Origin of the sequence: Nocardia sp. NPDC019219 (assembly GCF_040632645.1) — a bacterium.
Taxonomy (GTDB): domain Bacteria; phylum Actinomycetota; class Actinomycetes; order Mycobacteriales; family Mycobacteriaceae; genus Nocardia; species Nocardia sputorum.
The window spans coordinates 25,667-49,723 of record NZ_JBEYCG010000013.1; the positions used below are offsets into that span (position 1 = coordinate 25,667).

Here is a 24,057-nt window from a genome sequence, read left to right on the forward strand (position 1 = left end):
AACCGTCCCAATGCCGCGGCGGCGAACTGCGGACCGAGTCGAGGAGGACAAGGTGGGCCACTACAAGGCGAACCTGCGGGATATCGAATTCAACCTGTTCGAAGTGCTCGAACTGGACAAGCTCCTCGATACCGGCGCCTACGGCGACCTCGATTCCGACACCGTCCGGGAGATCCTGTCGGAGGTTCGGCGGCTGGCCGAGGGGCCGGTGGCGGACTCCTTCGCCGCGGCCGATCGCGATCCGGTCGGCTACGACCCCGCCACCTTCTCGATCACCGTCCCGGAGCCGCTGCGCAAGACTGTCGCCGCCGTGCGCGAGGCGGACTGGAGCAGGCTCGGCATGCCGGAGGGCATGGGCGGCACCCCCGCGCCCGCGGCGCTGGTCTGGGCAGTCGCCGAGATGATCACCTGCGCCAATCCCTCGGCGTCGTTCTTCAACATGGGCCCGGTCATGGCGTCCGTGCTGTACAACGTGGGCACCGAGCAGCAGCGGCATTGGGCCACGCTCGGCTTCGAGAAGGGCTGGCAGGGCACCATGGTGCTGACCGAGCCCGACGCCGGTTCCGACGTGGGCGCGGGTCGTACCAAGGCGATCCGCCAGGAGGACGGCTCCTGGCATATCGAGGGCGTCAAGCGGTTCATCTCCGGTGCGGAGGTCGGCGACACCGCCGAGAACGTCTTCCATCTGGTGCTCGCCCGGCCGGAGGGCGCCGGACCGGGCACCAAGGGCCTGTCGCTGTTCTACGTGCCGAAATTCCTCTTCGACCACGAGACCTTGGAACTCGGTGAGCGCAACGGCGTGTACGTCACCGGGGTCGAGCACAAGATGGGCCTGAAGTCCTCGCCCACCTGCGAGCTGACGTTCGGCGGCCACGGCACCCCGGCCAAGGGCTGGCTGGTCGGCGAGGTGCACAACGGCATCGCGCAGATGTTCCAGGTGATCGAGAACGCGCGCATGATGGTCGGCGTCAAATCCTCCGGCACCTTGTCGACCGGCTACCTCAACGCGCTCGATTTCGCCAAGGAGCGGGTGCAGGGCGCGGATCTGACCCAGATGACCGACAAAGCCGCGCCGCGCGTGACCATCGTTCGTCATCCGGACGTGCGTCGTTCGCTGGCGATGCAGAAGGCCTACGCGGAAGGGCTGCGCGCGGTATACCTCTACACCGCCGCGCATCAGAACGCCGATGTGGCGCAACTCGTTTCGGGCGCCGACCCCGAACTGGCCCACCGGGTGGACGATCTGCTGCTGCCGATCGTCAAGGGCGTCGGCTCGGAGCGGGCCTACCAGTACCTGACCGAGTCGCTGCAGACGCTGGGCGGTTCCGGCTATCTGCAGGACTATCCGATCGAGCAGTACATCCGCGACGCGAAGATCGACTCGCTCTACGAGGGCACCACCGCCATCCAGGCGCAGGACTTCTTCTTCCGCAAGATCATTCGCGACCAGGGTGTGGCGCTCGGCCACCTCAACGCGCGGATCGCGGCGTTCCTGGACGCGAAGACCGGGCGATTCGACACCGAGCGCGCACTGCTGCGCACGGCCGCGGAGGACGTGCAGGCGATGGCCGCCTCGCTCACCGGCTACCTGATGGCCGCCCAGCAGAATCCCGCCGAACTGTACAAAGTCGGCTTGGGCTCGGTGCGCTTCCTGCTCGCGGTCGGCGACCTGCTCATCGGCTGGCGGCTGCTGGTACAGGCGGAGATCGCGGCCGCCGCCCTGGCCGCCGACACCCCGGAGAAGGATCGCGCCTTCTACACCGGGAAGGTCGCCGTCGCGAGCTTCTTCGCCAAGAACGCGCTGCCCACCCTGGCCGCGGTCCGCGGAATCATCGCCGCGCTCGACAACGACATCATGAACCTGGACGAAGCCGCGTTCTGACCTAGGGCTGGGATAGGAGTTTCAGGACTACGGGGCGGGATAGGGTGCCGGAGACCTGGCGGGCGAGGTGGTTGGCGCTCGCGCCCGCGGCGTGGGCGGCGCGTAGGGCGGTGGCGAGTTCTTCGCGGGCGGCGTCGGCGGCGGCTTGGGCGTCGCGTAGTCGCTGTGCGGCGCGATCGACGCCGGACGGTTCGTCGCCAGCGGTCAAGTCATTGACCAGTTCGACCTCGGGCAGGCGTGCTTCCCGTTCGCCGGCACCCGCGTCGCGGCGCATCGCCGCCCTGGCGAACTCCATCAGGAACGCTCTGGTGGCGTCCCTGTCCTCCGCGGCGGCCTCGCCGAGCAGGAGCTTGGTGGTCTGTGGAACGGCGAGTGACCAGTTGGCCAGGCCGCACAGGGCCAGCAGCAGGCGGCCCGCGTCGGCGGAGTCCACGTCGAACTGCTCTTGGGCCCGGTCGAATTTGCGCACGTAGTGGGCGGCGCGCCAGCCGTCGATGTCGTGGGCGTCGGCGCCGCGATGCAGCGCCTCCCAGAGCATCAGTCGCAACAGCTGGGGGTTGTCCCGGTGGTAGTCGTACAGCTTGCCGACATACGCGCCGGGTTCGGTGTCGGCCAGCGGCTGCACCACCTCGATGAACTCGCGCAGCGTCTCGATCAGGATGACGTCGAACAGCTTGTCCTTGCTGCCGAACAGCCCGTAGATCCGCTCTTTGTTGACGCCCGCCGCCTCCGCGATCCGGTCGACCCGCGCGCCGGCCAGCCCGTACTGCGCGAATTCGTCGCGGGCGGCGCGCAACAGGGCCTGCCTGGTCGCGTCACTGCGTTTCATCGTGGCCGTCATGACGGACACTTTACCATTCCATTAAACCAACTATTTGGTTGACAACATGAGTCTTCCGGGCCTACCTTCGTCCCATGGCAATGTCCACCTTCCACTCCGCGGCTCCGGCCCGGACGCGCACCGGCGACCCCTCGGCGCGTGCCCACACCGGGCGCACCCTGCCCTTCTTCGTCCTGGCAGCCCTGCTGGCCACCGGCCAGATGTACGTTCCGATCCCGCTTTTCACCGCCATGCGGGCCGACTGGGGCGTCGGCTCGGCGGCGATGACCTGGATCATCAGCGCCTTCGCCTTCGGATACGCCGGTGGGTTCGTCCTGTTCGGCCCACTCTCGGATCGCTACGGTCACCGGCGGGTGCTGGTCACCGGGATGCTGGTCGCCGCAGTGGTCACACTGTTGACCGGTTTGGCGTTCAGCGCGCCGCTGGCCGTCGGTCTGCGCGTGGCGCAGGGCCTGGTGGTCGGCTCGATTCCGCCCGCGATCATGGCCTATGTGGCGACGCGCATCGCGCCCGCGCACCGAGCCGTGGCCACCATGTCGGTGGCCACGTCGTTCCTCGCGGCGACGGTGGTCGCGCAGATCGTGTCCCAATGGATGGTCGGCGCGTTCCCGTGGCGCACGGTATTCGTCGCCTCCGCGCTCGGCTTCGCCGTGCTCGCGCTCGTGCTGTGGTCCGCGCTGCTGGCCGACGCGCCCACCGGCCGGGACAAACCGCTGCGGCACAGCTACGCCGCGATTCCCGCGGTGCTGCGCATCCGGGCGCTGGTGCCGATGCTGATCGCGGGCGCGATGAGCATGGCGGTGATGGTCGGGGTGTACACCGGCCTGGAACTGACCGGCGTGGTCCGGGGTTCCGGTGAACTGCTCGCGTTGCGCGCGGGCGCGCTGCCGGTGATGGTCGCGCTTCCGCTGCTCGCGGTGCCGCTGGCCAGGCTGTCCAAGCACGGGCAGATCGTGCTGGGCGTGCTGATCGCCGCCGCGGCGATGGTCATCGCGACCTTCGAGGGCGCCCATCCGGTCGTCCTGGCCGTCTTGCTCGCCGTTCTGGTCGGCGGTCTGGGCATCATCGCACCGGCGGTGTTGCAGAGCGCGGGCGAGCTGGGCGGCGAATCCCGCGCCGCCGCCATGTCGGTCGCGATGTTCAGCTTCTATGTGGGCGCGACCATCGGTCCCTTGGTCGCGGCCGCCGCCGCACCCCACGGTTTCGCGGCTCTGGCCTGGACGCTGGCACTGCTGCTCGTCGCAGCGCTGGGGATGACGGTGGTCGGTCTCCGTATGCAACGCCGGGCGCAAGCCGCCTGACCATGGCATCCGGCCGGTCTCGCTGTCGCGAGACCGGCCGGACGTGTGTTCAGGACCAGCTACCTACCGCAATCACTTCGCCGCTCAACGCTTCCCGGCCGTACCAGGCGACCTCGATCGCCACGCCGTGGAATTCCCGGGCCATCTCTCGCAGCATCGCGACCGCGGCTGCCCGCGCCTGGTCGGGCGCGGCATCGGCGGGGACACTCGTCAGATGGCCGCAGAGCAGTCCGTCTCGCGTGTCCAGGACGCTGTGGCGCCAACCCTCCGGCGTCGCGATCAGCACTATCGAGGCGGGCATGGGGTACCGCGAATCATCCGGTCCGGTCACGCGACAACCTGCTACTTCAGCACGTAAGGCGAAACCGAGCTGCGGTGCTCGCTGATGTCGAGCACCTTGCCCAACGGCGGGAACGCGCGCTGCGGGCAGTTGGCGCGTTCGCAGACCCGGCAGCCCGCACCGATCGGCGTCGGCTGCACTTCGTCGAGATCGATGCCGTCGGCGTAGATCACGCGGCCCGCGTGGCGCAGCTCGCAGCCGAGGCCGATGGCGAAGGTCTTGCTCGGCTGTCCGAAACGCGTGGCGCGACGTTCGACGGTGCGAGCCACCCAGAGATATTTGCGGCCGTCGGGCATCTGCGCGATCTGCGTCATGATCTTGCCGGGATAGGCGAAGGTCTCGTAGACATTCCACAGCGGGCACGTGCCGCCGCTGGAGGAGAAGTGGAAACCGGTGGCGGACTGGCGCTTGGACATGTTGCCCGCCCGGTCGACCCGCACGAACGAGAACGGCACGCCGCGCAGCGACGGTCGTTGCAGCGTGGAGAGCCGGTGACAGATGGTCTCGTAACTCTGCGTGAAGAACGCCGACAATCGTTCGATGTCGTAGCGGAAATCCTCGGCGACCTCGTGGAAATGCGTGTACGGCAGCACCGTCGCCGCGGCGAAGTAGTTGGCCAGCCCGAGCATCGCCAGTTTGCGGGCGTCCTCGGACGCGAAATTGCCCTCCTCGACCAGCTTCTCCAGCAGCTCGCCGCACTCGAAGTAGGCCAGCTCGGCGGCCAGCTTGAAGGTCCGCTGCCCGCCGGACAGATGCGGCGCGATCTCCAGGTTGCGGGTCTGCGGGTCGTAGCGGTGCAGCACGCCCTCGCCGAGGTCGATGCGTTCGGTGATCCGCACGTCGTGGCCGCGCAGCATCCTGGCGATTTCGCTGTTCACGTCGCCGCCGTGGAAACGGATGCGGGTAGTGAGGTCCTCGGCGGCGGTGTCCAGCTCGTGGATGTAGTTCTGGCGCTGGTAGAAGTAGTCGCGCACCTCCTCGTGCGGCTTGCTGATCGCGCCGCTGCCCGCGCCGTCGGCGAACCGGTCCTCGGTGGCCGCGGCCAGCTGGGCGGAGGTGTTGCGGTAGCGGTTGTGCATGTTGACCAGCGCGCGGGCCATGCTCGGGTGCGCCGAGACCATATCCGCGATCTCCTGGGCGTCGGCCTCGATGCCCAGCTCCTCGTCCATCACGACCTCTTGGAGCTCCGCGATGAGCCGGGTGTCGTCCTGGGCGGAGAAGAAGGTCGCGTCGACGCCGAACACGTCGCTGATCTTCAGCAGCACCGGCACGGTGAGCGGGCGCACGTCGTGCTCGATCTGGTTGAGATAGCTCGCCGAGATCTCCAGCTGCTGGGCCAGCGCGACCTGGCTCAGCCCGCGTTCGGTCCGCAGCTGACGCAGCCGAGCGCCGACGAAAGTCTTGGCCATGCGTCCAGCTTATGGCTGCTTTCGCATCCGTGCCAATTTCCGATTAACACTCCTCGCGGACAAGTGTCGGACCCGGCGGCTACCGTCGGCAGGGTGTTGTTCTCGGACGTCGTCGTGGCCTCGGAGACCGTGCGCGCGACCAGGTCACGCAAGACGAAGATCGCGGCGCTGGCCGGGCTGCTCACCACGGCCGCCCCGGACGAGCTCGCGCCCGTCGTCGCCTGGGCGTCCGGCGAGCTACCGCAGGGGCGGATCGGCACGGGCTGGCGCACGCTCACCACGCTCGACCACCCGCCCGCGCCGGTCGCGACGCTGACCGTCGCGGCGGTGCACGCCGCGTTGACCGAACTGGCCGGCACCTCCGGCGCGGGGTCCGCCGCCCGGCGCAAGGAGTTGCTCGCGGCGTTGTGGTCCGCGGCGACGGCCGACGAACAGGGCTTCCTGCTGCGCCTGCTCACCGGGGAACTACGCCAAGGAGCGCTCACCGCCGTGGTCGCCGAGGCCGTGGCGGTCGCCGCCGAGGTGCCGCCCGATCTGGTGCGCCGGGCGTACATGCTGTCGGGCCGATTACCGGTCACCGCCGTCGCCGCGCTGACCGGCGGCGCCGCCGCGCTGGCGGAATTCCGGCTGGAAGTCGGCCGTCCGATCCAGCCCATGCTCGCCTCCCCCGGCGCGACCCTGGACGAGGCGATGACCGAGTTCGCGGGGGAGGTGAGCGTCGAGCACAAGCTGGACGGCGCCCGCATCCAAGTGCACCGGGACGGCGACCGGGTGCGGATCTTCACCAGGACGCTGCGCGAGATCACCGGGGGCGTCCCCGAGCTGGTCGAGCTGGTCGCGGGCTTGGACTGCACGAGCGTCGTGCTGGACGGGGAGACGCTGGCGCTCACCGACGCCGGGCGGCCGCGTCCGTTCCAGGAGACCATGAGCCGCTTCGCCGAGGTGAGCTCCACCCGGGAGTTGCTGCTGCATCCGTACTTCTTCGACTGCCTGCACCTGGACGGCCGGGACCTGCTCGACGCTCCGCTGTCCGAGCGGCGCGCCGCGCTGACGCGGGTGGCGGGCGAGCACACCATCCCCGCACTGCTGCGCCCGGATGCCGAGGCGGCCGCGGAGTACTTCGACGCCGCGCTGGCCGCGGGCCACGAGGGCGTCATGATCAAGTCGTTGACCGCGCCGTACGCGGCGGGCAGGCGGGGCCGGGCCTGGCAGAAGATCAAGCCGACGCACACCCTCGACCTGATCGTGCTCGGCGCGGAATGGGGTTACGGCCGCCGCACGGGCTACTTGTCGAACCTGCACCTCGGCGCGCGTGACCCGGAAACCGGCGAGCCGGTCATGGTGGGCAAGACGTTCAAAGGACTCACCGACGCGCTGTTGCAGTGGCAGACCACCGAATTCCCGCGCCACGAGCGCTCGCGCGATCAGCACACGGTGTATCTGTGGCCGGAACTCGTGGTGGAGATCGCCCTGGACGGCGTGCAGGTCAGCCCGCGCTATCCCGGCGGTGTCGCGTTGCGGTTCGCGCGTGTGGTGCGGTACCGCCCCGACAAAGAACCGGCCGAAGCGGACACCATCGATACCGTTCGCGCGCTGCTGCCGTGATGTGAAGCGCGCACGCTCCCGCAGCGGGCGCGTGTCGGCGTGCCGAGCACGTCGAGCCACTGTAAGTATGGGCAGCGCAAGGTTCCGGATGGCCGCCACAATGCAGTGGTCCGGCCGGTTCGTACTTCCGGACAAGGAATCGGCGGGTGGGTGGGATGATGCGAATTCTGCGGTGCAGGCGGTCTGTCCGGCTGGTCGTGGCGCTGTTGGGCGCCGTGGCGGTGAGCGCGGTCGGCACGCCCGCGCAGGCGAATCCGATCGAACAGTTCCTCACCCCGTCGCGGGAGTATTCCGGGATCCTGCCCACGCCCCTGGGCGATGCGTTCTACACGCCGCCGCCAGGGTTCGAGGGTCTGCCGCCGGGAACGATTCTGGCGTCCCGCCGGGGCGGCACCGGCCTGACTCTGTTGCCGTTGCAGTCGACCGAACTGCTGATCCGTTCCACCGATTCCAAGGATCGTCCAGTGCCCGTGGTCGCGACGTTGCTCGTGCCACGAGCGCCGTGGCCCGGGCCGGGGCCGCGCCCGGTGCTGTCGCTGAATGCCGCGATCGACTCGCTCGGGCATCGCTGCGCACCGTCGTACGAGCTCAGGAACGAATTGTGGGCCGAGTTGTGGGCCGCCCAGATTCCGCTGTCCAAGGGCTACGCCGTGCTCGTGCCAGACCATCAGGGCCCGCGGCAGGCGTACGCGGCGGGGCTGATGGCCGGGCACGCCGTGCTCGACTCGATCCGGGCCGTGGTGCACACGCCGGAGTTCGGGTTGCGACCGGATGCTCCGACCGTGGTCACCGGCTACTCCGGCGGGGCCATCGCGAGCGGGTGGGCCGCCCAGCTGGCCCCGCGGTACGCGCCGGAGCTGAATCTGGTGGGCGCGGCGTTCGGCGGTGTCCCCGCCGACTTCGACCTGCTGCTGTCCACCATGAACGGCCGCAACGCGGCGTCCGGAGTCTTTCTCGCCGCGACGCTCGGCCTTGCGCGGGAATACCCGGAGCTGCTCGATCTGATGAACGACGACGGCTGGCGGCTGGCCCAGATCGGCAAGGACCTGTGCATGGTCGCGGAGGAGTTCGGCGGTGTCGTGGCGCCGATCCCGGTGCAGGCGCTCACCCATGCCGCCGCGCCCACCGAGCTGCCGATGGTCAGGGAGATCCTGGCCGCCAATCGGCTGGGCGCGAGCGCGCCGACGGTCCCGGTGTTCCTCTATCACGGCACGCACGACCCGTGGGTGCCGCTGGCTGGGGCGGAGAAGCTCTACGCGGACTGGTGCGGCGCCGGGACGCCGGTGGACTTCCAGGTCTATCTCGGCGAACACTTCGTGGTCGGCCTCAGCGGCATCCCCGGCGCGAACTCGTGGATCGACGATCGGTTCGCCGGTCGCCCGGTCGCCCCGAACTGCACGCGAACCGGCTGAGCGGGGCGAACCAGACTAGTTCATGCGAGTCGGACGAACTTCCGGTAACCGGCATGGCCATCGCGTTCGGGGGTGCAGCACACTGGAGGCGTGACCGTCGAATTACTGGTTCTGCTGATCGTCATCGTCACAGCACTCGCCTTCGATTTCACGAACGGTTTCCACGACACCGCCAACGCGATGGCGACCTCGATCGCCACCGGCGCGCTGCGGCCGAGAGTGGCGGTCGCGCTTTCGGCGGCGCTGAACCTCGTCGGCGCGTTCCTGTCGGTGGCGGTGGCGGCCACCGTGGCGAAGGGCATCGTGCGGCTGGATGCCGTCGGCGGCCAGGACCTGATCGTCATCGTGTTCGCCGGCCTGGTCGGCGGGATCCTGTGGAACCTGCTCACCTGGCTGTTCGGACTGCCGTCGAGTTCGTCGCACGCGCTGTTCGGCGGTCTGATCGGCGCGACGCTGGCCGCGCTCGGCTGGAGCGGGGTGATCTGGGCGTCCGGGTCCGACGGCGTGCTCGCCAAGATCATCCTGCCCGCGGTGCTCGCACCCGTCGTCGCCGCGCTGGTCTCGGCGATCGGCACCTGGCTGGTGTACCGGATCACCCGCGCCGCCGAGGAGGAGAAGGTCACCGAAGGCTTTCGCTGGGGGCAGATCGGCTCCGCCTCGCTGGTCTCGCTGGCGCACGGCACCAACGACGCTCAGAAGACGATGGGCGTGATCTTCCTCGCGCTCGTAGCGCACGGCACGCTCACCAAGGACGACGACCTGCCGCTGTGGGTGATGGCCGCGTGCGCTCTCGCCATCGCGGCGGGCACCTACCTCGGCGGCTGGCGGATCATCCGCACGCTGGGTAAGGGCCTGGTCGAGATCGACTCACCGCAGGGACTCGCGGCGGAATCCGCCTCGGCCGCGATCATCCTGACCTCGGCGCACTTCGGGTTGCCGCTGTCCACCACGCAGACCGCGACCGGCTCCATCCTGGGCACGGGCCTGGGCAAGGGCGCCGAAGTGCGCTGGGCCGTGATGGGGCGGATGGTGGTCGCGTGGTTGCTCACGCTGCCGCTGGCCGCCGTGGCCGGGGCGATCTGCTGGGCCATCGCCCATCTCATCGGCGGGCTGGCCGGTGTGCTCGTGGTCTTCGGCATCCTGATCGGGCTGTCGGCGCTGATGTACCTGCGGTCGCGGCGCGACCCGGTGCACACCGGCAACGTCAACGAGTGGCCAGGTGACGGGGCTGATTCGCCCGCGGTCGCGCCGGACCGGCCCGCACCGGCGGACTCGAACCGATCACAGGTGTAGGAGGATCAGCGTGCACACTCTCGTCACGAATTTGAACGCGCTGTGGAAAGTCACCCTGGCCGGGGTGGTGCTCGGCGCGGGTCTGCCGATGATCTTCGCGGTCGGCGTGCGGTTCTGGTCGATGACCGTGACGACCGACGCGGGTACGGGCACGGTGCGGCGCAACTATCCCGCGCTCGCGGTCGCGCTGGCATGCTTCGTGCTGGTCGTCGTGGCGATCGTCGGCGGGATCCTGTACACCGCGAAAGCGTTCATAGCCGCCAGACTCGGCATCCATTTGTTCGGCCAGGCGTGAGGAGTGCCAGCGTGACGGATCCAGTGAAACCGGTCCCGGTCCGGCCGAAGTTGCTCGGCAAAGTCGTGGGCTGGCTGCGGGCAGGCTACCCACAGGGCGTTCCGCAGTCGGATTACGTAGCCCTGTTCGCCGTGCTGCACCGGCACCTCACCGACTACGAGGTGGTGGCGATCGCCGAGGAACTGGTCGCGTCCAATCCGTCCAGCCAGATCACGCACGCGGAGATCGAGGAGGCCATCGCCCGGTTCGCCAAGGAACAACCGGACGACGGCGACGTCGCACGCGTCGCCTCCCACCTCGCCGCGGGGGGATGGCCGCTGGCCGATCCGCCCGCCGATTCCGACTGACCGAGCCGCCGCCGATGCACCCCTTCCTCAGCGCGATCATCGGCTGGCTGCGGGCCGGATATCCCGATGGCGTGCCGGAGGCCGACTACATCCCGTTGCTCGCCCTGCTGCGCCGCCGTCTGTCCGACGAAGAAGTGGCCCGGATCGCCGCCGAGCTGACCGGCTCCGGCGGCGCGGACATCGACCAGACCGACATCCAGGTGATGATCACCAAGATCACCAACGACATGCCGTCCGAAGCCGACGTGGCCCGGGTGCGCGCCCGGGTCGAGGCCAACGCCTGGCCGGACCCGGACTCGGCCTGAGTCAGGTCTGTTCGCGCGGGCCGCTGAGGTAGGGCAGGCGGCGCACGCCCGCCGCGACTTCGTAGGCGAGATCCTCGTAGCCGATGGCCAGTTCGGCGAGACGCTCCCAGGCGTTGTGTACCGCCCATTCCGGCGCCCCGGACAGGATTTCGTGCGCGCAGGCGAAGAACTGGGCGAGCCGGTCGACCACCATCCCCACGGTTTCGGTATGCATGTGCGCGCCGCCGTGCGGCGGCGGCGCCTCGGTGGCGACCCAGCGGTCGATGGCGAGCACGAGGCGGGCGCGGTGCTGGTCGATGTCGTTCGTGCCGCCCAGGTCGCAACGCAGCCTGCGCTCGTGCAAGCCCGCGAGTAGGTGGGCGGATTCCAGGATCGGGTGGGCGCGACGCGGCGCGGTGCGGCAGGCTTGCAGGACAAGCTCTTTGGTCGGCAGTGGTTCCACTGCGATAACCCCCTGGATCGAATGGTCGCGCCGGGCGTCACGCGAGACGCGAATCATCGACGATGCCGCCCGCCCGGACGCGGTAATCGGTAGCGTTTGCGCAATGGCTCGATGTCCCAGGGCGATTCGAGGACGACGAGCCCCACGGCTTCCAGCGCCGTGAGTCCGACGCGGCGGGCCAGTTCCTCCGTCGCCGAAACCATCTCCGCCGCTCGGATAGCCGCCGCCGCCTGCTCTGTGGTCACCATCCGGCCACGCAGATAGGACACGACCCACGCGTCGTCACTGACCCGCCGCGCCTGATGCGGCGTCTGATCACTCACGATCCACGTCCGGTCGACGACGTGCACAGACATCGAAACCCCCTCCATCCCCGCCGAGCGAGGAGTCGTGCAGAGCCCCCGCTGTGATGCGCAACACTCGAATCGTAAACTATACAAATCACTTTACGGAAGTGATTGCACGGCATTACCGCCTGTATCGTGCTGACATGGCGCTGTCACCTGCGGTTGCGCGTTGGGAGCTCGCGCTTCGGCTTCGGCAGCGACGGCTGGAGTTGGGTATCGGCGCTGCGTCGATCACCAGAGCGTTGGATGTCTCGGCCGCGTACTGGTCGCATATCGAGAACGAGCGCAACTTGCTCCCGAAGGACAAGCTGGAACGGCTGCTGGACATCCTCGAGATCGATGCCGATGAGCAGCGGGAACTGTTGACGCTGCGGGAAACCGCACGAGGACGCGGCTGGTGGAGCCGTTACTCGGCCTTGTTCGGGGACGACATCCTTCGCTACTACGGGATGGAGTGGGGCGCCGAATCGATCCGGACCTATGAGGGCCTCATGATGCCTGGCCTGCTGCAAGGTGAGGAATACATTCGGGCACTGATGCTTTCGGCAGGGGCGACGGTGCGAGCGATCGAAGTCGATCAGCGTGTCGAAGCGAGACTGCATCGGCAGCGACGGCTGGCGGGCGAGGCACCTGTTTCCCTACGGGCGGTTGTCGGCGAAGCAGCGCTCCGGCAGCAGATCGGCGGTCCAGGTGTGCTACGGCGTCAACTGATCCACCTGGCCGACGTCCTCGAGTCGCATTCCGAGAGTATCGAACTGCGGGTTATTCCGTTCACCGCCGCAGACAGCGTCGCAGCAAGTTCGACTTACCATCTACTGGACTTCGCCAGCCCGCGGTTGCCGACGCTCGCGTGGCACGAGTCGGCGGTATTCGGCCAGATCATCGTTGACGACGAGAGCCGAAAGGAAACCAAAGTGCGCGACTTAGGTTTCGTCTTCGAGCGGGCACGATCGACCGCATTGCCCCGTGACGAATCGTTGGCGCTCATTCGAGCGACCGCCGCTGAATTACAGTCGATCGAGTGAGCAGTACCGGTTGGTTCAAATCCTCGTATTCCAATGACAGCCAGACCTGCGTAGAGGTCTGCTTCGACGGCGGTCGAGTTCAGGTCCGCGACAGCAAGTTTGCAGGAGCGCCGGGTGCGTCACCCACGCTGGCGTTCGCGCCGACCGAGTGGGATGCGTTCACCACGGCACTCCGCACCACCGACCTCGCCTGACGCATCTCCCAGCCGACTCTCAGCTTCGCTACATCCGACACACAGCTCCACCCGGAAGAGTGGCCCCGTCGATGCGAAGCGACCATCGACAGCCTCACCGGTGGGCAACTGCCCTGCCCGCCACCCCGACCGGCCGACGGCGCGCAAACCCCTCGCACGCGCCGCCGGCCGATCACAACGGTACGTCCGTACCATTGGTCGTTATCTCTTTTGGTTACCTCAGTGCATAAGGTGTGGGAGCTGGTGGCGGGGAGTCCAGGAGCGGCGTCCTGCGGGTTCGGTGGTCGGTCCAGGGTTGTCGCAGAACTCTCGCATCTGATCATTTATGCGAGCGGCTGTCGCGAGCGGTAGGAGTCCGGGGTCCGGGCTGCGCCGGGGACAGGTCTGGCGCAGCCCGGGCCCGTCATGTGAGGCTGGGGTAGCCGTCGTAGCGGGCGGTGAGCGCTTCGAGGTGGTGGCCGGCCGGATCGTCGAAATACACGCCCCGGCCGCCGTGGTTGGTGTTGATCTCGCCGGGTCTGCGCATCTGCGGATCGGCCCAGTACGTGATACCCCGCGCACGGATGCGCTCCATGATCTGGTCGAACGTGTCGTCACTGACCAGGAATGCGTAGTGCTGGCCGGGGAAATCGATGGGCGGTTCGGCGAAATCGAGCACCCGTCCGTCGGTCAGATACACCGCGACGAAAAACCCTGCATCCTGCGGCTCGGGCAAGCCGAAGATCTCGGTGAAGAACCGTGCGGACTCGTGTTTGTCTCGAGCGGCGATGATCGTGTGGTCGAAACGCACATCCACCTGTGGATGCGGCATGTGTAACTCCTTTCTCCATGGACTTCGATCTGGTGATGCCATGGAGGGGGCGGGCCTCGAGCCCGCCACACGATCAAGGAGCTGCCGGGAACCCATCTCGCTCACGGCGTATAGCCGACCCGGCAGTCACGTCGCCGACTCTAGCACCATCGTCGGGCAGGTCGACCCCGGCTTGTGCCCGAGCCGCCCGGGATCGCAGGTGAGCAGCAGCATTTCAACGGCCCAGAACGTGAGCAAGTTCGGTCCTTCAGAGCGAACCGACTCGTGGTCGGCGTTGGGGTCAGACGCACAAGTTCGATCGGATGCTCGAAACGGGCCGGATCACCGTCGGGGTACTCACTTGACCGTGATCGTGCTTCCCGTCCAACGGGGTCCCGGACTGGTGAAGCCTCGGGCGGTTTACCGCACCGGAGCTGATGGTCTTACGCCGCCACTCGCTGGTGCGGGTGTAGCCGGCGAGAGAACCTTTCGTTGGTATGCCACTCGTGGCGGGTCAGTGGTGGTGTTCGATGCAGAATTCGTTGCCTTCGGGGTCGCGGAGGGTGGCCCAGCCGAGGCCGTCGGGGGTTCGGTGGTCTTCGTAGAGGGTTGCGCCGAGGGTGCGGGCGCGGTCGACTTCTTCGTCGCGGGTGCGGGTGGTGGGCATCCAGTCCAGGTGGACGCGGTTTTTCACGACCTTCGTCTCCGGTACTCGGATGAAGAGGAGTCCCGGTGTTCCTTCCGGCGCCTCCAGGACGACCCAGTCGGCGTCGGGTCCGTTGCCGTCCGCTACCGGCCATCCGGTGAAGGCGCTCCAGAACGACGCGAGGGCGAAGGGGTCGGAACAGTCGACCGTGACGTGTCGAATGATCATCTCCCCAGCCAATCATTCGGACGCGTTCTCGTGCGGGTCAAACGGCGAGGAGGCGGAGGAAGTGTTCGACTTCCGACCGGATGGCGGCGCGGCCGGGGGTGAGATACTCGCGCGGGTCGGCGAGGCCGGGGTCTTGCGTGAGGCGCTCGCGGATGGCGGCCGTCATGCGGATGTTCAGGCGGGTGGCGATGTTGATTTTCGTCATGCCGTGGTCGACGGCGGCGCGCAGGCCGTGGTCGGGGACGCCGGAGGACCCGTGCAGGACCAGGGGTACGGGGACCTTCGCGGCCAGATGAGCGATCAGGTCGTTGTCGAGTTCGGCGGTGCGCGTGTGCATGGCGTGCGAGGAGCCGACGGCGACCGCGAGTGCGTCGACACCGGTGGCGCTCACGAATTCGACCGCCTCGTCCGGATCGGTGCGCGCGCCGGGCGCGTGGACGCCGTCCTTGCCGCCCACCTCCCCGAGTTCGGCTTCGATGTGCACACCGCGTTGGTGGCACCACGCGGTGATCGAGGTGGTCGCGGTGACGTTGTCGGCGTAGTCGAGGGCGGAGCCGTCGTACATGACCGATCGGATGCCCAGATCGACCGCCTGGCGGATCAATTCGGCGCTGGTGGCGTGGTCGAGATGGACCGCGACCGCGGCGTCGCTGTCGGCGGCGATGCGCAGGCAGGCGGCCCCGAGCGGGGCGATGCCGCCGTGATAGCGCGCGGTGTTCTCCGAAACTTGCAGCACCACCGGCCGCTTCGCCGATTCCGCGGCGGCCGCGATCGCCTCGGCGTGCTCGAGGGTGATCACGTTGAACGCGCCCAGCCCGCCAGGCCGGGCCACGGCGATCAGGTCGGGTATCGAGGTCAGCGGCATAGTGCGTGCTTTCGGTAGAGCGAACGGCGTACTTGCGACCCCGGGGCCGCTTCGACGCAGTCCTGCGGAACGGGGGCTGGTGCGTCCGTGGTGAGCTCACCGCGTACCGTGTCGACGCTGCGCCGGGTGAGCCACGCAAGACGGACTGAGGGCCACGGAGGCACGACCTCGCGGCGTGCGTCCCGCCTGACCGCGCGCAGTGGTCCACGGGCGATCGGCGCGCTACTGGGCGCGGCGGTCATGGGGAAGCCTTCTGCGGTGTGGGTAAGTCCAGTTCGCGGACTCGGACGGTGGGGGCGAGGCGGGTGCGCAGGCAGCGGTCGATCTCACCGGCCACCGGGATGACTACGGCGGCCGCGGAGGTGGCTACGGCGTCGGTGAGCAGGGCGGGCCAGTCCGGGCGCGGTTCCGACGAGAGGGCCGCGATCACGGCCGCCACCGCGGCATCGCCCGCGCCGGTGGGATTCCCGGCGAGCGGTTCGGCCAGCGCCGCCGACCACGCGCCGTCGGCGGTCACCGCGGCGATCCCCTCGGGACCGCGGGTCGCGATCACGGCGCGCACCCCGTTGTCGATCAGCGGCTGCACGGCGGCGCGGATCTCATCGTCGGTCTGCGGCTGCGTGCCGGTGAGGCGGCGCAACTCCGCGTTGTTCGGGGTGAGGACGATGCCCGGCACCTGCGCCGCCAAGCGCAGTGCCTCGCCGTCGACGTCGCAGATGGTCGGCACGTCGGCCGCGATGGCGGTGCGGGCGATCTCGGCGGGCAGCGAGGGTTCGATGCCGCCCGGCAGCGACCCGGAGATGACCAACCCGGCGATCTCGGGCAGCAGGCCCGCCACCCGGACGGCCAATTGCTCCGCGGCGTGCGGATTGGAGACCCTGGCGCCCGGCTCCCACAGCGCGGTGGCGGTGCCGTCCTCGGACTCGCTGATCACGACCGTGCGGCGCACCCAGGGCAGCGCGTGCACGAAGTCGACCGGCATCTCCAGCTCGGCGGCGGCCGCGAAGGCGTGGTCGGAGAATCCGGTGGCCCTCGCGTATTTGCCGAGCTGATTCAGCACCCGGGTCACGTTGATGCCCTTGCCGCCGATGCGCTGCTCCACCGACCGCACCCGATGGGCCTGCCCGCGTTCGAAGCGTTCGACGCGATAGGTCATGTCGTACGCGGGATTCATTGACACGGTGAGGATCACGTCAACCACTGTCCACGTCTGAGCACCCCGCGCAAGTGGAGATTGTCACTGACTGTCAATATGTCGGCGAATCGGCCGGGCCGCAGGTCACCGATGTCGGTGAGCCCGAGCGCCGCCGCCGGGACCGACGTGGCCGCGCGCACCGCGTCCCGCAGCGGGACACCGGATTCGCGGACGGCACGCGCGACGCACTCCAGCAAGGTGCTGACCCCGCCCGCGATCGATCCGCCGGCGATGCGCGCCACCCCGTCTTGCACGGTCACCGGCTGCGGGCCGAGCCGGTACTCGCCGTCGCCGAGGCCCGCGGCCTGCATGGCATCGGTGACCAGCGCGACGCGCCCCGGCGCGGTCGCGAACACCAGCGCGGCGAAGCCCGGATCCACGTGCACGCCGTCGCCGATCAGCTCCACGACGACGTCCCCCGCCGCCGCGGCCACCAGTGCCGCGGCGACCGGGCCCGGGCCCCGGTGGTGCAGCGGCGGCATGCCGTTGGCCAAGTGCGTCACGATGCTTCCTGATCCGTGCGGCCGCAGAGCATTTCGGAAAGAGGCATAGTCGGTGTCGCTGTGGCCGAGTGCGACCACCACACCGCTGTCGGTCAGCCGCCGCGCGACGGCCGTGTAGCCGGGACGCTCCGGCGCGAGCGTCATCGTGCGCAGATGCGCGCCTCCGGCGGCCAGCAGCCGGTCGGTCAGCCCGAGATCGGGATCACACAGGAATCGCGGATCCTGTGCACCGCAGCGCGCCTGCGCCAGGAACGGCCCTTCGACGTGGATTCCGCCGAGCACGCCTTCTTCGGCGAGTTCGCGCAGGGTGGCGGTCTGCGCCACCATCTCCGCGGCGGGCCCGGTGACCACGCTCGCCACCACTGTGGTGGAGCCGTGCGCATGGTGCGATTGTGCGGCGGCCCGCGCGTCCGCGGCGTGTACGGTATCGAACCGATAGCCGAACCCGCCGTGATTGTGAATGTCCACAAGCCCCGGCAGCACGGTGCCAGAAAATGGCGGCTCAGGTAAATCGGGATGCGCCGCTCGCCATTGCGCGAACGACCGCACGGCCGCGATGCGGTCTCCGGATACCAGCACCACCCCGTCGTCGAGTTCCACGCTCGCCGAGACGATTCGCCCTCGGATGATCAGCTCGGTGTGTGCGGTCATGTCAGTGCCCCCTGGCCCGCGAGGTGGGTGACGTCCGCCGGGCGGGACCGGTCGGCGTGCGTTTCGGCTGTGCTGGTCAGAAGGCATCGAGTGAACAGCCGAATGGCCTCGGACCGCGCTGGAAGTCGGCGCGGCGCGACGGTTTCTCCGGTGTGGGGTAGCACTGGCTCGTCCGCGCGACCCGTCATGTCAACGCACCGCGACGGGCGAACAGGGCGGCGCCCGCCAGTCCGGCGCGGGCGCCGAATTCGCCCAGCACCACTCGGGGCGCGGGGACCAGGCGGAGCCGGTCGGACAGGGCTCGGTGCAGTGGTTCGGTGAGCGCCGCGCCCGCGCCGGCGAGCCCGCCGCCGAGGACGACCAGTTCGGGGCAGGCCGCGTGCACGATGCCGACCAGCCCGTCGGCGAGCGCGTCGACCGCGTCCGCCACCACGGCGGCCGCGTCGGGGTCGGTGGACATGAGCGCGAAGATCTCCGCCGCGCCGCTCGTCTCGCGCCCGGTGCGCCGGGTGTAGGCCCGCGCGATGGCCGCGCCCGAGGCGACCGTCTCGACGCAACCGGTATTGCCGCAAGCGCAGGGCAAGCCGCCCACGCGCCGCACCGGCACGTGCCCGTACTCGCCGACCTGCCCGTAGCTGCTGCGCACCAATCGTCCGCCGACCGACAGGGTCCCCGAGATGCCCGTGCCGAGAACGACGACGCACACGTTGTCGTAACCCCGCCCGGCGCCGTACCGCCATTCCGCCCAACCTGCGACGGCCACATCGTGTTCGATCAATGTCGGCACACCCCAGCGCTCGGTGAAGCGGTCGCCCACGTGCACGTCCCGCCAGCCGACATTGCTGCTGAACACCGCGACCGATCGGGCGGTGTCGACGATGCCGGGCAGCACCACGGCCGCCCGGCGCACCCGGCGGCGGTCGGATTCCGGCAGGTCGGCCAGCAACCGATCGCCCAATTCGCCCATGGCGTCGAAGGCGGCGGTGCCGTGGGGCGTGGCGACGGCGCCCACGGCCAGCACCGTGCCCGCGCCGTCGGTGACCTCTCCTTTGATAGTGGTACCGCCGACGTCCACGCCGAGCACCAGGGCGTCGCTCGGCAGCACCGCGGTATCCGCCCGCGGCGTCATCGCGCGCCCCCGGTCACGACTTCAGCACCACCGAGCGATTCAGGCCGCGCGGGTGGTCCGGGTCCAGTCCCAGGTCGGCGGAACGCAGCAGGCAGAGCCGGTGCACCCGGATCAAGTCGGCCATCGGATCGATATCGCGGTGTTCCAAGTGCGCGCCGGTGGCGGTGACGTCGGCGGCGAAGTCCGGCTCCAGGGGTCCGAAGGCCCAGACCGCGCGGCCCGGTGCGGAGATGGCGATCGGGCCGTGGCGGTACTCGGTCGCCGGATACGCCTCCGTCCACGATTGGCAGGATTCGCGCAGCTTGAGCGCCGCCTCGTCGGCGATGGCCGCCGCGAATCCCATGCCGACGAAACTGATCTGCTCCGCAGCGCGGACCGACCGCAGCGATTCGGCGGGATCCTCGGCGAGTACCGCGCGCGCCTGGGCGATCACCGGCGCGAGGTCTTCGCCCAGATGGCTGCGCAGGATGGCGAGGGTGGTCGTGGCGAACCGGGTCTGCACCACCGATCGCTCGTCGACCTGGTCGATGAGAATCGGGTCGCCCAGTTCGAGGACGGGTGTGCCGGGACTGGAGCAGATCACCGCGCGCGGGATGCGCGCGGGGATGTCCCGCATGGCGCGCACCACCTCGGTGGTCGTGCCCGAACGGCAGATCACCAGGTAGCGGTCGTAGTCGCGAGCGCGCACGGCGCTGGCGGGCCAGGCGTCGGTGATCCCCCGGCCCGCGCCCTCGCGCAATGCCGCGATCGCGCGTGCCATGAAATACGAAGTGCCGCAGCCGATCACCGCGACACGCTCGCCCGGCCTCGGTAGCGCGGCGTGGTGATCGGCTGCGATGGTCGCGGCGTGCGTCCAGTCGTCCGGCTGGGTCGCCACTTCGGTGGCCAGATGCGGCTCAGGCGTAGGCACCTGAACAGCTTCATCCCGATGATCGTTTATGTCAAATATGCGATCAAATCGGTCACATTTGATCACGATTCGGATTACATTGAGGTGCACGGACGGTGCGTCCTCCCATCATCGGCGGCTCCGCTGGCGCCGGGTGGGTAAATCTGAAAGGTTCTGCTCGTGAAAAGACCGTTTCACCGCGTGCTTGCCGGAGTCGCGATGGTCACCGGCGTCGCGCTGGCCCTCTCCTCCTGCGGGTTCGGTTCGAAAACCGCCGCGGACTCCGCCACCACGATCAACTTCCTCGCCCCCGCCTACAGCGACGGCGCCACGGGCACCAAGGCGCTGTGGGACGGGATCGTCGCCGAATTCCAGAAGCAGAACCCGGGCATCACCGTCAACGTGCAGATGGAGTCCTGGAATTCGATCAACGACGTGGTGCGCACCAAGCTCCAGTCGCCGTCGACCACCCCGGACCTGCTCAACATCGACGCCTACGCCAGTTTCGCGAGCGACGGCCTGCTCTACCCGGCCGCCGACATCGTCTCCGCGCCGGTGCTCGCCGACATCCAGCCCGCTTTCGCGCAGAACGCGGCGTTGAACGGCACGCAATACGCGCTGCCGCTGTTCGCCTCCACCCGCACCTTGTTCTACAACGCCGAACTGTTCGAGAAGGCGGGCATCGCCCGGCCGCCGAAGACCTGGGCCGAGCTGACCGACGCGGCGAAGAAGATCCAGGCGCTCGGCGGCGGCGTCTCCGGGTACGGGCTGCCGCTGGGCAGCGAGGAGGCGCAGGGCGAAACCTCCATCTGGACCTTCGGCGCGGGCGGCTCCTGGGCCGACGGCGACCGGATCACGGTGGACACCCCCGCGAACCTGGAGGGGGTGCGAGCCATGCGTGAGCTCATCGATGCCGGTGCCACCCAGCCGAACCCGGGCGCGACCGACCGCAAGGACGTGATCAACGCCTTCATCCAGGGCAAGATCGGCATGATCGAAGCGCTGCCGCCCACCATCGGCCAGATCCTGGCGAAGAACCCGGGCCTGCGGTACGCGACCGCGCCCTCGCCGACCAAGTCCGGATCGCCGGTCACGCTCGGCGTGGCCGATCACCTGATGGCGTTCAAGAAGGACGGCGCGAAGGCCGAGTCGATCAAGAAGTTCCTCGACTTCTTCTATTCGGCCGCGGTGTACGCCGATTTCGTCAAGCACGAGGGCTTCATCCCGATCACCCAGAGCGCCGCGGCCGCGCTCGCCGAGGACCCGGTGACCAAGGCGTTCGCCGCCACGCTCCCGGTGGCGCGGTTCTATCCGAGCAACAACCCGAAATGGGCGGCGGCGCAGGGCGCCATTCGTCAGCAGATGGGCACCATCGCACAGGGCGCGGACCCGGCTCAGGTGCTGCGCCGGATCCAGGAAGCCGCGAACTGACGTGCGGCGCAGAGGATTGCCGGCGGCGCTGCCGTGGATCGGGCCGTCGCTGGTCCTGATCGCGGCCGTCGTCGCCTTCCCGGCCTGCTACATGGTGTGGACCAGCACCAGGGACCTCAGCGCCTACGGCCAGGACCGCGGCAACGCCGGGCTGGCCAACTATCGGGCACTGTTCGGGATCTCGGAACTCGGCTCGGTGCTGGTCCACACGGTGGTCTGGGTGGTCGGCGTCGTGCTGGTCACCTTGGTGCTGTCCGCGGCGCTGGCCCAGTTCCTGAGCAAGGACTTCCCCGGACGCACCGCCGTGCGAATGGCGATCCTGGTGCCGTGGGCCGCGTCGGTGGTGATGACCACGACGATCTTCTACTACATGCTCGACCCCGACGTCGGCATCGCGAACCGGTTCCTGGTCGACATCGGTGTGCTCGACCGCGGTTACGGGTTCACCAAGCAGCCCACGCAGGCGTTCCTCGTGGCGATGGGCGTCGCGGTGTTCGTGTCGGTGCCGTTCACCACCTACACGATCCTGGCCGGGCTGCAATCCATTCCGGCGGAGATCGACGAGGCGGGGCGGGTCGACGGCGCGAGCGCGTGGCAGCGTTACCGCTATCTCACCCTGCCGCAGCTGCGTCCGGCGATCGCGGTGGCGACCGTCGTCAACATCATCAACGTGTTCAACTCGCTGCCGATCCTGCAAGTGATCACCGGCAGCATCGCCGGGTTCTCGGCGGACACCACCACTACCCTGACGTTCAAACTGATCCGGCAGAACCAGCAGGTCGACACGGCCGCCGCGATGAGCGTGCTGAACTTCGCGCTGATCATCGTCGTCATCGCGATCTACGCGAAGCTGGTCCGCCCGACTCGCGAGGTGGACCGGTGACGGCGCAGGTGGAGGTGCTCGAACGGGAAACCGCGACGCCGGTCGTCGAAGCGGTGCCCGCGCGACGCCGCTGGGAGCTCACCGCGGTCGGCGTGGTGCTCGCGGCGGTGTTCCTGCTGCCGTTCCTCGTGATGGTGCTCGGTTCGCTGAAGAGCAGGGCCGAGATCTTGCGCATTCCGCCGACATATCTGCCGCGCTCCTGGCATCCGGACAACTACGCCACCATGTGGGACACCCCGGAGACGCCCCTGCCGTTCAACCTGGCCAGCACGATCATCATCGCGGTGTGCGCCACCGCGCTGGTGCTGGCCGTGGCGATCCCGGCGGGGTACTACACGGCGCGGCACCGCTTTCCGGGGCGCGGAGTGTTTCTCGGGGTGGTGCTGGTCACCCAGATGTTGCAGCCGACGGTGCTGGTCACCGGGTTGATCCGGGAGTTCTTCGCGCTCGGCATCAACGACACCTGGCTGGCGATGATCCTGGTGAACGCCGCGTTCAACCTGTCGTTCGCGGTGTGGATCCTGCACAGTTTCTTCGCCGCGATCCCGGTCGAGATCGAGGAGGCCGCCATGCTCGACGGACTCGGCCGCGCGCAGACGCTGCTGCGGGTGAGTCTGCCGCTGGTCTGGCCGGGCATCGTGACGGCGACGATCTTCGTGCTGGTGGCGTGCTGGAACGAATTCGCCGCCAGCCTGGTCGTGCTGACCACGCCGGAGAACCAACCGCTGTCGGTGGCGCTGACCAAGTTCGTCGGTCAGTACGACACCGCGTGGCAGTACGTGTTCGCGATTTCCACCGTCGGCATCATCCCGGTGGTGCTGCTGTTCGCGGTCATCGAGAAGCGCCTGGTGGCGGGACTGACCGCGGGTAGCGTGAAATAGTGCCCGCGCCGGACCGCGCGGAGGACGGAATCGCCACGCCCGCACCGTCGCACGCGCGGGCGGGAGGTAGCCGCGCGGTAGCATCGAACGGTGACACGGCGGGATCACGGACCCAAGGACGGTCGCAGCTACGGCGGGCTGTCCAAGGAGCAGCGGGTTGCCCAGCGGCAGACCCGCCTCATCGATGCCGCCCTCGAACTATTCGGCACCCAGGGCTACGCGGCCACCTCGATCGAACGCCTCTGTGCCCTGGCGAACGTCTCCACGCGCAGTTTCTACGAGGACATGGGCAGCCGCGAGGCCCTGCTCATCGCCTTGGGCAATCGCATCACCTCCCGCGCGCTGGAGTACGCGCTCGCGGCCCTGGCGGCGACCGAGAACGAGCCCTTGCCCGTGCGCATAGTGGCGAGTTTCCGCGCGTACCTGGGTGTCACGTGTGCCGATGCCCGGCGGGCGCGAGTCTGCTATGTCGAGGTGGTCGGCGTGAGCGCGGCAGTGGAGGAGTGGCGCAGGCAGCAGCGCCGCTTGCTGTCGGCGTTGCTGATCAGCGAGGCCGAGCGCGCCGTCGGCCGCGGCGAGACCGGTCCGCGCCGCTTCGATCTTTTCGCGCTGGCGGTGATCGGCGCGGTCACGTCCCTCGCTCAGGAACTGGTGCAGAGCACGGCGCCGGATTCGACGGTGAGTCTGGACGAAATCTGCTCGGAGATCGCCTATTTCGTGCATTCCGGCCTTTCGCACCCGCGGGTCGATCCGTCGACGGGGGATCTGGCCGGACATCTCCCCGCCACACCGGTGCTTCGGGAGAGACCCGCGGTCGAGGCCGATGTGTCTTGAGCCGGACCGGACCGGCTCCGGTCGTGGGAGATCGCTACGGCCGGCACGGGGGTGTGGTCATATTGTTCGCGTGTTCGCCGAAACAGCAGGTTTC

26 protein-coding genes are annotated in these 24,057 nt (G+C 68.8%); 14 read left to right on the forward strand and 12 right to left on the reverse strand.

Annotated elements, in window-relative coordinates; genetic code table 11:
* Positions 1 to 52: 52 nt before the first annotated feature.
* Complete coding sequence (locus ABZ552_RS22930) at positions 53 to 1,882, forward strand: acyl-CoA dehydrogenase (RefSeq protein ID WP_281875949.1); 1,830 nt, start codon at positions 53 to 55, stop codon at positions 1,880 to 1,882.
* Position 1,883: 1 nt separating this feature from the next.
* Here the strand turns inward: ABZ552_RS22930 and ABZ552_RS22935 are convergent, their stop codons facing one another.
* Positions 1,884 to 2,723 (reverse strand): TetR family transcriptional regulator, encoded by an 840-nt coding sequence (locus ABZ552_RS22935; RefSeq protein ID WP_281875948.1) that lies wholly within the window; start codon positions 2,721 to 2,723, stop codon positions 1,884 to 1,886.
* Between the two features lie 74 nt (positions 2,724 to 2,797).
* Here ABZ552_RS22935 and ABZ552_RS22940 point away from each other — a divergent pair, with 74 nt between their 5' ends.
* Complete coding sequence (locus ABZ552_RS22940; RefSeq protein WP_357439605.1) at positions 2,798 to 4,024, forward strand: MFS transporter; 1,227 nt, start codon at positions 2,798 to 2,800, stop codon at positions 4,022 to 4,024.
* 49 nt (positions 4,025 to 4,073) lie between these two features.
* Here the strand turns inward: ABZ552_RS22940 and ABZ552_RS22945 are convergent, their stop codons facing one another.
* The gene (locus tag ABZ552_RS22945; RefSeq protein WP_281875946.1) at positions 4,074 to 4,355 is read right to left on the reverse strand and encodes a hypothetical protein; all 282 of its coding nucleotides are present in this window, start codon (positions 4,353 to 4,355) and stop codon (positions 4,074 to 4,076) included.
* A gap of 11 nt (positions 4,356 to 4,366) precedes the next feature.
* Complete coding sequence (gene ramB / locus ABZ552_RS22950) at positions 4,367 to 5,773, reverse strand: acetate metabolism transcriptional regulator RamB (protein WP_281875944.1); 1,407 nt, start codon at positions 5,771 to 5,773, stop codon at positions 4,367 to 4,369.
* 93 nt (positions 5,774 to 5,866) lie between these two features.
* Between ramB and ABZ552_RS22955 the strand changes: the two genes are divergently transcribed.
* The 6 genes from ABZ552_RS22955 to ABZ552_RS22980 all read left to right on the forward strand — a co-directional run bounded on the left by ABZ552_RS22955 (position 5,867) and on the right by ABZ552_RS22980 (position 11,030).
* Positions 5,867 to 7,378 carry an ATP-dependent DNA ligase gene (locus ABZ552_RS22955; protein ID WP_357439609.1) on the forward strand — a complete coding sequence of 504 codons (1,512 nt, stop codon included), beginning with the start codon at positions 5,867 to 5,869 and terminating at the stop codon, positions 7,376 to 7,378.
* Between the two features lie 155 nt (positions 7,379 to 7,533).
* A complete protein-coding gene (locus ABZ552_RS22960) occupies positions 7,534 to 8,790 on the forward strand; it encodes a lipase family protein (protein WP_281916429.1) in 1,257 nt (418 codons plus the stop codon).
* Positions 8,791 to 8,880: 90 nt separating this feature from the next.
* Positions 8,881 to 10,083 (forward strand): inorganic phosphate transporter, encoded by a 1,203-nt coding sequence (locus ABZ552_RS22965; protein WP_281875937.1) that lies wholly within the window; start codon positions 8,881 to 8,883, stop codon positions 10,081 to 10,083.
* Positions 10,084 to 10,093: 10 nt separating this feature from the next.
* Positions 10,094 to 10,378: a hypothetical protein gene (locus ABZ552_RS22970; protein WP_281875936.1), complete on the forward strand. Its 285-nt coding sequence runs from the start codon at positions 10,094 to 10,096 to the stop codon at positions 10,376 to 10,378.
* 11 nt (positions 10,379 to 10,389) lie between these two features.
* Positions 10,390 to 10,725 carry a DUF3349 domain-containing protein gene (locus tag ABZ552_RS22975; RefSeq protein WP_281875934.1) on the forward strand — a complete coding sequence of 112 codons (336 nt, stop codon included), beginning with the start codon at positions 10,390 to 10,392 and terminating at the stop codon, positions 10,723 to 10,725.
* A gap of 14 nt (positions 10,726 to 10,739) precedes the next feature.
* On the forward strand, positions 10,740 to 11,030 hold the full coding sequence (locus tag ABZ552_RS22980) for a DUF3349 domain-containing protein (RefSeq protein ID WP_281875933.1): 291 nt from the start codon (positions 10,740 to 10,742) through the stop codon (positions 11,028 to 11,030).
* A 1-nt stretch (position 11,031) separates the two neighbouring features.
* Here ABZ552_RS22980 and ABZ552_RS22985 read toward each other — a convergent pair whose 3' ends face one another.
* Positions 11,032 to 11,472 (reverse strand): DUF4254 domain-containing protein, encoded by a 441-nt coding sequence (locus ABZ552_RS22985; RefSeq protein ID WP_281875931.1) that lies wholly within the window; start codon positions 11,470 to 11,472, stop codon positions 11,032 to 11,034.
* Positions 11,473 to 11,525: 53 nt separating this feature from the next.
* Complete coding sequence (locus tag ABZ552_RS22990) at positions 11,526 to 11,828, reverse strand: hypothetical protein (protein WP_357439613.1); 303 nt, start codon at positions 11,826 to 11,828, stop codon at positions 11,526 to 11,528.
* 134 nt (positions 11,829 to 11,962) lie between these two features.
* Between ABZ552_RS22990 and ABZ552_RS22995 the strand changes: the two genes are divergently transcribed.
* A complete protein-coding gene (locus ABZ552_RS22995; RefSeq protein WP_357439616.1) occupies positions 11,963 to 12,844 on the forward strand; it encodes a Scr1 family TA system antitoxin-like transcriptional regulator in 882 nt (293 codons plus the stop codon).
* The gene (locus ABZ552_RS23000) at positions 12,841 to 13,038 is read left to right on the forward strand and encodes a DUF397 domain-containing protein (RefSeq protein WP_281875926.1); all 198 of its coding nucleotides are present in this window, start codon (positions 12,841 to 12,843) and stop codon (positions 13,036 to 13,038) included. The genes ABZ552_RS22995 and ABZ552_RS23000 overlap by 4 nt, the downstream gene beginning before the upstream one ends.
* A gap of 403 nt (positions 13,039 to 13,441) precedes the next feature.
* Here ABZ552_RS23000 and ABZ552_RS23005 read toward each other — a convergent pair whose 3' ends face one another.
* The 7 genes from ABZ552_RS23005 to ABZ552_RS23035 all read right to left on the reverse strand — a co-directional run bounded on the left by ABZ552_RS23005 (position 13,442) and on the right by ABZ552_RS23035 (position 19,955).
* Complete coding sequence (locus ABZ552_RS23005; RefSeq protein WP_281881180.1) at positions 13,442 to 13,834, reverse strand: VOC family protein; 393 nt, start codon at positions 13,832 to 13,834, stop codon at positions 13,442 to 13,444.
* 508 nt (positions 13,835 to 14,342) lie between these two features.
* Positions 14,343 to 14,702 carry a VOC family protein gene (locus tag ABZ552_RS23010; protein ID WP_281875925.1) on the reverse strand — a complete coding sequence of 120 codons (360 nt, stop codon included), beginning with the start codon at positions 14,700 to 14,702 and terminating at the stop codon, positions 14,343 to 14,345.
* 37 nt (positions 14,703 to 14,739) lie between these two features.
* Positions 14,740 to 15,567 (reverse strand): class II fructose-bisphosphate aldolase, encoded by an 828-nt coding sequence (locus tag ABZ552_RS23015; protein ID WP_357439620.1) that lies wholly within the window; start codon positions 15,565 to 15,567, stop codon positions 14,740 to 14,742.
* A 238-nt stretch (positions 15,568 to 15,805) separates the two neighbouring features.
* Entirely contained in the window at positions 15,806 to 16,759 is a 954-nt protein-coding gene (locus tag ABZ552_RS23020; RefSeq protein ID WP_357439623.1) for a hexose kinase, read from the reverse strand.
* Positions 16,756 to 17,916 carry an amidohydrolase family protein gene (locus ABZ552_RS23025; RefSeq protein WP_357439627.1) on the reverse strand — a complete coding sequence of 387 codons (1,161 nt, stop codon included), beginning with the start codon at positions 17,914 to 17,916 and terminating at the stop codon, positions 16,756 to 16,758. The genes ABZ552_RS23020 and ABZ552_RS23025 overlap by 4 nt, the downstream gene beginning before the upstream one ends.
* Positions 17,917 to 18,100: 184 nt before the next feature.
* Complete coding sequence (locus ABZ552_RS23030) at positions 18,101 to 19,045, reverse strand: ROK family protein (protein ID WP_281875918.1); 945 nt, start codon at positions 19,043 to 19,045, stop codon at positions 18,101 to 18,103.
* A 13-nt stretch (positions 19,046 to 19,058) separates the two neighbouring features.
* Positions 19,059 to 19,955 (reverse strand): sugar isomerase, encoded by an 897-nt coding sequence (locus tag ABZ552_RS23035; protein ID WP_281875917.1) that lies wholly within the window; start codon positions 19,953 to 19,955, stop codon positions 19,059 to 19,061.
* A gap of 159 nt (positions 19,956 to 20,114) precedes the next feature.
* On the opposite strand from ABZ552_RS23035, the gene ABZ552_RS23040 reads away from it, so the two are divergent.
* The 4 genes from ABZ552_RS23040 to ABZ552_RS23055 all read left to right on the forward strand — a co-directional run bounded on the left by ABZ552_RS23040 (position 20,115) and on the right by ABZ552_RS23055 (position 23,963).
* A complete protein-coding gene (locus ABZ552_RS23040) occupies positions 20,115 to 21,365 on the forward strand; it encodes an extracellular solute-binding protein (protein WP_281875916.1) in 1,251 nt (416 codons plus the stop codon).
* 1 nt (position 21,366) lies between these two features.
* Positions 21,367 to 22,248 carry a sugar ABC transporter permease gene (locus ABZ552_RS23045; RefSeq protein WP_281875915.1) on the forward strand — a complete coding sequence of 294 codons (882 nt, stop codon included), beginning with the start codon at positions 21,367 to 21,369 and terminating at the stop codon, positions 22,246 to 22,248.
* The gene (locus tag ABZ552_RS23050) at positions 22,245 to 23,129 is read left to right on the forward strand and encodes a carbohydrate ABC transporter permease (RefSeq protein ID WP_281875914.1); all 885 of its coding nucleotides are present in this window, start codon (positions 22,245 to 22,247) and stop codon (positions 23,127 to 23,129) included. Before ABZ552_RS23045 ends, ABZ552_RS23050 begins: the two co-directional genes overlap by 4 nt.
* Before the next feature lie 90 nt (positions 23,130 to 23,219).
* The gene (locus ABZ552_RS23055; protein ID WP_281875912.1) at positions 23,220 to 23,963 is read left to right on the forward strand and encodes a TetR/AcrR family transcriptional regulator; all 744 of its coding nucleotides are present in this window, start codon (positions 23,220 to 23,222) and stop codon (positions 23,961 to 23,963) included.
* Positions 23,964 to 24,057 lie beyond the last annotated feature (94 nt).

Coding starts and splice junctions, on each gene's coding strand:
- ABZ552_RS22990 (WP_357439613.1), bottom strand. CDS start 11,828: ATGTCTGTGCACGTCGTCGACCGGACGTGGATCGTGAGTGATCAGACG.
- ABZ552_RS22980 (WP_281875933.1), top strand. CDS start 10,740: ATGCACCCCTTCCTCAGCGCGATCATCGGCTGGCTGCGGGCCGGATAT.
- ABZ552_RS23025 (WP_357439627.1), bottom strand. CDS start 17,916: ATGACCGCACACACCGAGCTGATCATCCGAGGGCGAATCGTCTCGGCG.
- ABZ552_RS23015 (WP_357439620.1), bottom strand. CDS start 15,567: ATGCCGCTGACCTCGATACCCGACCTGATCGCCGTGGCCCGGCCTGGC.
- ABZ552_RS22935 (WP_281875948.1), bottom strand. CDS start 2,723: ATGACGGCCACGATGAAACGCAGTGACGCGACCAGGCAGGCCCTGTTG.
- ABZ552_RS23030 (WP_281875918.1), bottom strand. CDS start 19,045: ATGACGCCGCGGGCGGATACCGCGGTGCTGCCGAGCGACGCCCTGGTG.
- ABZ552_RS22995 (WP_357439616.1), top strand. CDS start 11,963: ATGGCGCTGTCACCTGCGGTTGCGCGTTGGGAGCTCGCGCTTCGGCTT.
- ABZ552_RS22940 (WP_357439605.1), top strand. CDS start 2,798: ATGGCAATGTCCACCTTCCACTCCGCGGCTCCGGCCCGGACGCGCACC.
- ABZ552_RS22960 (WP_281916429.1), top strand. CDS start 7,534: ATGATGCGAATTCTGCGGTGCAGGCGGTCTGTCCGGCTGGTCGTGGCG.
- ramB (WP_281875944.1), bottom strand. CDS start 5,773: ATGGCCAAGACTTTCGTCGGCGCTCGGCTGCGTCAGCTGCGGACCGAA.
- ABZ552_RS23010 (WP_281875925.1), bottom strand. CDS start 14,702: ATGATCATTCGACACGTCACGGTCGACTGTTCCGACCCCTTCGCCCTC.